Source organism: Marisediminitalea oceani, from assembly GCF_003731635.1.
Taxonomy (GTDB): Bacteria; Pseudomonadota; Gammaproteobacteria; order Enterobacterales; family Alteromonadaceae; genus Alteromonas; species Alteromonas oceani.
Genome location: NZ_RCUA01000025.1, coordinates 1 through 7774, shown reverse-complemented (window position 1 = coordinate 7774; position 7774 = coordinate 1). Strand labels below are relative to the sequence as shown.

Annotated in this window: 7 protein-coding genes and 1 pseudogene; 4 read left to right on the top strand and 4 right to left on the bottom strand. The window is 42.7% G+C overall.

What is annotated here, in order from left to right:
• Window positions 1–310: 310 nt before the first annotated feature.
• A pseudogene (locus D9T21_RS09055) lies at window positions 311–877 on the top strand (IS5 family transposase); the annotation flags it as partial.
• Window positions 878–915: 38 nt separating this feature from the next.
• On the opposite strand, the gene D9T21_RS09050 reads toward D9T21_RS09055, so the two are convergent.
• A protein-coding gene (locus tag D9T21_RS09050; protein ID WP_123324672.1) for an IS3 family transposase occupies window positions 916–1991 on the bottom strand; the annotation gives its coding sequence in 2 pieces (ribosomal slippage) (window positions 916–1739 and window positions 1739–1991; 1077 coding nt in all).
• Here D9T21_RS09050 and D9T21_RS09045 point away from each other — a divergent pair.
• Window positions 1894–2481 carry a transposase gene (locus tag D9T21_RS09045; RefSeq protein WP_338134013.1) on the top strand — a complete coding sequence of 196 codons (588 nt, stop codon included), beginning with the start codon at window positions 1894–1896 and terminating at the stop codon, window positions 2479–2481. The two genes, D9T21_RS09050 and D9T21_RS09045, sit on opposite strands and share 98 nt — an antisense overlap.
• A 189-nt stretch (window positions 2482–2670) precedes the next feature.
• Here D9T21_RS09045 and D9T21_RS09040 read toward each other — a convergent pair whose 3' ends face one another.
• On the bottom strand, window positions 2671–3966 hold the full coding sequence (locus tag D9T21_RS09040; protein WP_123324671.1) for a tyrosine-type recombinase/integrase: 1296 nt from the start codon (window positions 3964–3966) through the stop codon (window positions 2671–2673).
• A 106-nt stretch (window positions 3967–4072) separates the two neighbouring features.
• Window positions 4073–4348, bottom strand: a complete 276-nt coding sequence (locus D9T21_RS09035) for a hypothetical protein (RefSeq protein ID WP_123324670.1) — start codon at window positions 4346–4348, stop codon at window positions 4073–4075.
• Window positions 4349–4645: 297 nt separating this feature from the next.
• Between D9T21_RS09035 and D9T21_RS09030 the strand changes: the two genes are divergently transcribed.
• Window positions 4646–5038 carry a YybH family protein gene (locus tag D9T21_RS09030; protein ID WP_123324669.1) on the top strand — a complete coding sequence of 131 codons (393 nt, stop codon included), beginning with the start codon at window positions 4646–4648 and terminating at the stop codon, window positions 5036–5038.
• A gap of 114 nt (window positions 5039–5152) precedes the next feature.
• Here D9T21_RS09030 and D9T21_RS09025 read toward each other — a convergent pair whose 3' ends face one another.
• A complete protein-coding gene (locus D9T21_RS09025) occupies window positions 5153–6427 on the bottom strand; it encodes a GGDEF domain-containing protein (RefSeq protein ID WP_123324668.1) in 1275 nt (424 codons plus the stop codon).
• 288 nt (window positions 6428–6715) lie between these two features.
• On the opposite strand from D9T21_RS09025, the gene D9T21_RS09020 reads away from it, so the two are divergent.
• Window positions 6716–7723, top strand: coding sequence for a PAS domain S-box protein (locus D9T21_RS09020; protein WP_123324667.1), 1008 nt, complete (start codon window positions 6716–6718; stop codon window positions 7721–7723).
• The last annotated feature ends 51 nt before the right edge of the window (window positions 7724–7774 follow it).

The following is a 7774-nucleotide window of genomic DNA, read 5'->3' as shown; positions in this document are numbered from 1 at the left end:
TGTTAAGTGTTCTAACTCGGCTATAAGCTTTGTAAATTGTGCTGGGAGCATGATCAATTCTCAATGACTGTATTCATATACAGTGTAGCAACAATTTAGCAGAACATAGCCTTTGGGAAAGGTACTCATATATGTCCAAGGAATGGAATTGAACGTATGGGCGTATATAACACAAAAGATGAATTGCGGCGCTCAGAACTTAGATTAGGGATCGTGGGAAGAGGGGAAGGTGTTGACAAGCTAGGGAAGATGCGAATAAGTCCCCGATGTGAGATCATAGCTGCATAGTAAATCACAAACATTACCGCTCATGAGTCACCAGTTAACCTTTGCTGACAGCGAGTTTTCCAGTAAGCGCCGTCAGACCCGTAAAGAGATATTCTTATCCAGAATGGATAACCTGCTGCCGTGGTCTCAACTGCTGGAAGTGATTGAACCCTTTTATCCTAAAGCAGGCAATGGCAGACGTCCGTATGCGCTCGAGACCATGTTTCGCATTCACTGTATGCAGCAATGGTATAGCCTTGGTGATGAGGCAATGGAAGATGCGTTATATGAAATTGCTTCGATGCGCCAGTTTGCGCAACTGTCATTGGATAAAGCCATTCCAGACCGCACTACCATTATGAACTTCCGGCACTTGCTGGAAAAGCACAAGCTGACTCGCAAATTGTTCAAAACGGTCAACCAATGGCTTTCGGACTGCGGTGTGATGATGACGCAGGGCACATTGGTGGATGCGACGATTATTGAAGCGCCCAGCTCCACTAAAAACAAAAAGAATGAACGTGACCCGGAGATGCATCAGACCAAGAAAGGTAATGAATGGCATTTCGGCATGAAAGCCCATATTGGTGTGGATGCCAAGAGCGGTCTGGTAATCCCCCCATTTTTAACCGAAGTTAAAAGTAGAGGTTAAGCTGCCATCAGAGGTGGTTTGCCTCCATTGGCCTTGTGCGGTCTCTGGTGATTGTAAAACCAAAGCCATTGTGTTGCATAGTCCTGTACTTCTTCCAATGAATCAAACAGGTGCTTGCTCACCCAACTGTATCTTATTGTCCGGTTGTGTCGCTCAATATAAGCGTTTTGTTGTGGCTTACCGGGCTGAATGTAATCGATCCTTATTTCATGCTTTTTAGCCCACTGTGTGAACTCATGGCTGATGAATTCAGGACCATTATCACAGCGTATGACCAGTGGCTTTTCACGCCACTCCAGCAATTGATTGAGGCACCGTAATACTCGCATTGAAGGCAGGGAGAACCCGGCTTCAATCGCAAGTCCTTCACGTCGATAATCGTCAATGACGTTTAACAATCGATAGCTCCGACCGTCAGATAACTGGTCATGCATAAAATCAATCGACCATACCTGATTCGATTTGATTGGCTCTTTTAGTGGCTCAGGTGCATTTCGCTTTAAGCGCCGCCGGGGTTTTATCCGCAGATTCAACGCAAGCTCACGATAAATACGATAAACGCGTTTATGGTTCCAACTGTAGCCTTCCACATTTCTGAGATACAGGAAACACTGTCCAAAGCCCCAGTCAGCATGCTCATCTGTTAAATTGATGAGCCAGTTTGCAATGCAGGCATTATCATCACTGAGTTTAGCCTGATATCGATAGCAGGTTTCACTGATGTTGAATGCTCGACACGCAGCACGAACACTAATTTTATTGGTCGCTACAGCTTGTTGTGCCATCTCCTTTCGGCGAGACGGCTTTACCACTTTTTTGTCAGAGCTTCCTGAACAATCTCCGCTTTAAGTCTTTCTTCGGCATACATCTTTTTCAGACGGCGGTTTTCTTCTTCCAGCTCTTTCAGTCTGGACATCAGAGATGCATCCATACCACCGTACTTCGCCCGCCATTTATAAAATGTGGCGCTGCTCATGCCATGCTCACGACAAAGTTCGGGCACCGGTGTACCTGCTTCAGATTGTTTCAGGATCGCCATGATCTGGCTGTCAGTAAATTTTGATTTTTTCATGCAGAATCTCCTGCGTATAGGTTACGAGAAAATTCTACTTTTGACGTCAGTTATTTTTCGGGGGGATTACCGTCTCACCCATACATTGGTAACCACCGCCGCCAATGAGCATGACCTGAATCAGTTGAAAAACCTGTTGCATGGCGAAGAAGAATTCGCTTCCGGCGATGCCGGTTATCAGGGCGCAGAAAAACGCGAAGAGCTGAAAGACACTAACGTGGAATGGCTAATAGCAGAGCGTCCCGGCAAAGTTCAGGCGCTGAAGAAGCATCCCCGCAAGAATAAAACCGCCATCAACATCGAATATTTAAAAGCCAGCATCCGGGCGAAAGTGGAGCATCCGTTTCGGATCATCAAATGTCAGTTTGGCTTTATCAAAGCACGGTACAAAGGACTGATGAAAAATGACTCACAGTTAGCCATGCTATGCACCTTGGCAAACCTGTTTAAAGTAGACCAGATGTTGCGACGACAGCCAAGATCTGTCTGAAATCCGGGAATAGCCCGGAATAAGGCCTAAATCAGGCCTAAAAAGGTAGTATATTGGCCGAAATTGAGAATTTACCGTTCAAAAATTAAACGGCGAATGCAAAGGCTGGTTCAAAAACTAAATTGCAGGACTTATTCGCAGTTTCCCTAAGATATGCTATTTCCAAGTTCAGAATAATGGATTTTGTGCTTAGAGCTTTCGTTGTGAACCTTTGCGTATTCTATCTCTGTGTGCCGGAGCAACATAAATTTCAACTGTCGTTTTTACACTGGCATGGCCGAGTTCTTCGGCTAACATAGTTTCATTCAATTCATCTAATGCTTGAGTAGCGCCGGTATGCCTCAACCAATGTGATGATGCACCGGCAATATCAAGCGCCTGTTGTTTCTTTCCACTCTTCATAAGAGTAGAAATAACCAAGTCAAACGTTTCTTCAACAATATTATTGACACTGTCTTGCTTAAGCGCTTTCCCAGTTTTCATAGATGGGAGGATTGGAGTGTCCTCATCGATTCTGGGAAGGGGAGATAAGCCCATCGATTCCCGGTATCTACCCAGCACGTTTTCGATATATGAATCAGGTACCGTTACTACACGTTCTTTTTTTCCCTTGCCTACGACATGCAATACCCAGCCTTCATTACTAGGATCCGGTCGAAAGTGATTGAACAAAGGGGTGTAATAGTCACGTGAAGATAGTTCTGAGATTCTTAAGAACAATACTTTTAGCGATAACACTACAAATCTGTGAATTTCAAACTTAGGGTTTTCGTTAGCTGCATCTGTAAGGGATTGGATAAATGTATCCCAGACCTCATCATCAAACGTATGTGGTGGCTGATATATTTTTCCTTTAGTCAGATATTTACAGTTTTTCTTGGCATCAGCCAAATAGTTACGCATAACCAGTTCAGCATCGATTAACCATTTAAAAAAAACATTTAATGATGCATATGAATTGCGAAGTGAAGTTTGGCTAAGTTTGTAGGCATGTTTGATACTGGAAGCCTTGCCGGGTGCAATAAATGACTCGATTTTCCGATTTGCCTTGGGCGCGCGATGCACGAAAGGGCGCCATTCTGGATTGACAACACGAATATCTGAATTAGATCTGTATTTAAAGCGGCTCGATATCGTTGTATCAGAAATTAAATTTTTTGGTGGTGACCAAATCCAATCGATATAAAGCTTTATGTCTTCAAGCTTAATATCGAGAACTGATTTTCCGCGTTCGTGCCAGCAAAACAAGGTGAATCTCTCTGCCTCGTTTCTGAACCTTGATTGCGTACCTTTTGCATTGCTTAAGCCTGTTACCAAAAAATTAAGCAATTGCTTCAAATCGTTTTTTGCAGGAATACCTTGCTGCTCGAATGAATCAAGATACTCAGACAAAGTAGGGTACACCGATTTAAATTCTTGAGTGTCAAGAATATCTCGCAGTGACGCTTGTAGGTCGATGGTGTCAGTAATGGGATGATATTTCATTCGAACAGGATAACACTATATCCTGACAATTTAAAATCGTAATAACAGTTATTATTACGATTTAAGAGAATGGCAAGTTGAGATGTCATGTCACGGTATTCCAGGTTTATAAGAAACGCTTTCTATCTTTGATATAAAACTTAATTGCCAGAATCCAGCAGGCAATCAGAGCGCCAAGAGCTAGTTTATCGTACCGTCTAAGAAATTTATCTCTGATAACATCTTCAATTCCTTTAAAAACGCCTTGTAGTTGAAAATTTTCCATAGCATGGTGACCATAAGCGCTTATCAAGAAGAACAGGATAATCCCTAACAAGAACGCAAAAACACATCGCTTAGACATTAGAACAACATACAAAAATTCCACCATCCAATTTGGCATTTAACACAATCCTATAAGCAAATATTGCTTCTTACTTCAGGTAATTCACATTAAACGTAGTGTTCCGAATGTTCAAATAAAATTCTTTACATTGAAACCTTCTTTGGTTGTTTAGGGTGATGAATGTCATTTTGTAGATGATTAAATTTCGATTTTACAAAGGCTTGTGCAACTTTGACTAGATATAGACCCCAAGGACGTCAACTTGCCAATTAAAATTATCGAAACCCGCCGCAAAGGCGGGTTTTTAGTTTGTCAGTCTTTGCGGCACCACCTAACGTTACAGAGACTATAACCATGAAACAATCAATCACTGAATTACTTAGCCGTTTACATCAAGCTGTCAATAACGGTGATCTGCATACCATTTCAAATTGCTACAGCGACAATGCCAATATAGTTGCCCATCCCTTAGGCAAGCAGCAACAACACGATAGCATTGCAGCACTACAGGCTTTTCAGAAAAAATATATGCCATCGCATCTGGTTACTACCGGCGATGAGATTGTTATTGAAGCTGGTGATATTGCACTGGTTATAAGCAAGTTATACCTCGTACCGAAAGCTACGCCGCTGGCAACACCGTGTGAAGGAAAACGCGCTCTGTATGTTATGCAGCGTCAGGCTAACGGTGAATGGCGTTGTATCATCGATAATTTCTTTGGTACCGATTTGCTCGACTTTGCTTAGATTTTAAAACCTACCAGGGCCTAGCTTGCCTCAGGCCCTGTACTCAATACGTTAAATCGCATGGCGAATTTGTAGAGTGCCCCTAGCCTATTAAATATGTGACTGATGCTCTGGCTAAGAATTAATTTCCAATGATTTAGGATCAAATGACACCTTATTCCGACCAGAGTGCTTAGAGTCATAAAGTGCCTCATCGGCCTTATCCAACAGCGCCTGGAACGAATCATTGATACCTGCCTTTGCTACGCCGATAGAAATCGTTACCGGCCCGTAACTATCCGTCCAACCTTTAATGACTTCCGATTCGATATTACTGCGAATGCTTTCCGCGACTCTTCTTGCGCCTTCCAAAGGTGTGTCCGGCAGGAGTATGGCGAACTCTTCACCGCCTAACCTGCCAACCGCATCGATTTGACGTACCGACGATTTTAAGATGCCGGCAATGGCTTTAAGCACATTATCTCCCATTGCATGGCCTTCCGTGTCATTAATTTCTTTAAAGTTATCCACGTCTATCATCAACATCCACAAATTAAGCGATACTCGTTCTGCTCGGGATAACTCTAATTCAACCCTTTCAATAAATGTGCGCCGGTTAGGTAATCCGGTTAACTCATCCGTGGTTGCCATTCTTGTTAGCTCTTTCAACGTTTCTCGTCGTTGTCCATCGACCAACTCTGTAAAAAACGCCGAGACGCCAGCCATTATGAGAATAAACCAACACACACCAATCACGAATATCCCAAAAAAGCTCGTTTCATTACTCACAATCGACTTGATGACCAGGAGACCAAACAAACAAGGCACTAAATAACCAGCCAACGCCTGGTATCTTGCAACTCGTCCACCAATGTGTGGGCTTAGTAATGCCCGCATAACACCTTTATTAGCGCTTAAAAAAATCGTAGCTAACGAAAGAGCAAATCCCGCAACCGCTGTTAACATCGACATCTCACCGTAAAAGCCGTCAATACCGTAGGCGTAACCCAAAAACGAAACCAGCGGTATAGACCCTGCGATTGATGCAACAAATTGAGATGAGATTGACCGCTTGAATGATGACAGTAGAATCGATATACCTAACCCGCAAAGCATAATTGCAGTATTAATACCCATACTATTGTGTTTACCGGCCAACACTTCCTCTGAGACTACTTCCTGAAATGGTACAAAGTAATGGGTAAGCTCTGAGCTAAGCAATACCTCTAAAATTCTAGCTACGGTAAATGTTATGGCTATTATCGAAAAGAATCGTTGCAGTGCGATATGCGGTTGCCGCTTTATGTTGCAGTAAAGTGCCACCCCAATTGCCGATATAGTCAAAGCGGTTAAAGGATGGGTAGCAGAGCCGTTGTTAATGGGCCGATATAACTCTTCAAAGGCACTCATATACCCTATGACTGCTAACAGGCCAAACAATAATGCAACAACGCCAAACGGACGTATTGTGGATGAGGTAACTTTTACAAGCCGCCAAGCTTCATTAGTACTGTTGTTCAATGTCACGGTAGGCTTAGAGTTTTAATTATGATGAATACTTACTATAAAATAGCTCAAAATAAGCACAATCAACAGGCAACTTAGTTCTTTGCATCTAAAGTAGTAGAGGAATTGCTATCGCTTTACATTTTTTCAACTTACAGCTAAACCTTACTTGTAATATATCCGGAGCAGAATGTGACAGACGGTCATGAAATACACGAAGCAGTATTAGAGAATTTAGGTGAAGCACTCATCATCATAGATGGTGACGGGGCTATTGAGCACTTTACCTATGCTGCGGAACAGCTTTTTCTTTACGATCGCAAAGAAATACTGGGAAAAAATGTGTCGCTGCTTATGCCTGACGATATTGGGCGTACTCATCAAGGCTATGTTAATGCTTACAGTTCTAAGGAGCGAAGCACGGTTTTAGGAAAAACCAGGGAATTAATTGCACGTCGAAAAGACGGCAAACAGTTTCCCGTAGAAATTACCGTGACACAGGTTCTTGTAGATAACCGACGCTTATTTGTAGGCTTACTCAAAGATATCACCGAAAAGGTTAATACATTCAAAGCCTTAAATGAAGCTAAGGCAATGGCTGAGATTGCAAATAATGCAAAAAGTGAGTTTTTAGGCAACATGTGCCACGAAATTAGAACCCCTATGAACGGGGTTTTGGGAACATTACAGCTGTTAAAGCAGCGGCAATTATACGCCGATTCGTCAAAGTTAGTCGATATAGCGTTGACCTCATCAGAATTGCTGATGCGTATTCTGAATGACATTTTAGACTTTTCAAAACTCGAAGCACAAAAACTCGAAGTCGAGGAAACCCCTTTTATCTTGAGTAATTTGGTTGATGAAGTAGTTAACAATGTTCGAGACACCGCCGAAAAGAAAGGACTCAAACTTGAGGTCAGTTCGGACGTATCCCCTTCAGAGACATGGGGAGGTGATGAAGTTAGGATCAAACAGGTTCTGGGGAATATTCTGTCGAATGCAATAAAATTTACTGAGAAAGGAATAGTTTCACTCTCCGTCCATACTTCAGCGACGACTACAACGTTTGTTGTTCAGGATTTGGGAATAGGCATGACCACCGAGCAGGTCGGCACTCTCTGCAACAGATTCTCTCAGGCAGATTTATCAACCACCCGTAAATATGGTGGCACAGGTCTGGGTATGGCAATTGTAAAGTAAGCGATCAATATAGACCCGGATCACCCCATTTTATCTAAGTCGCTCGTTAAT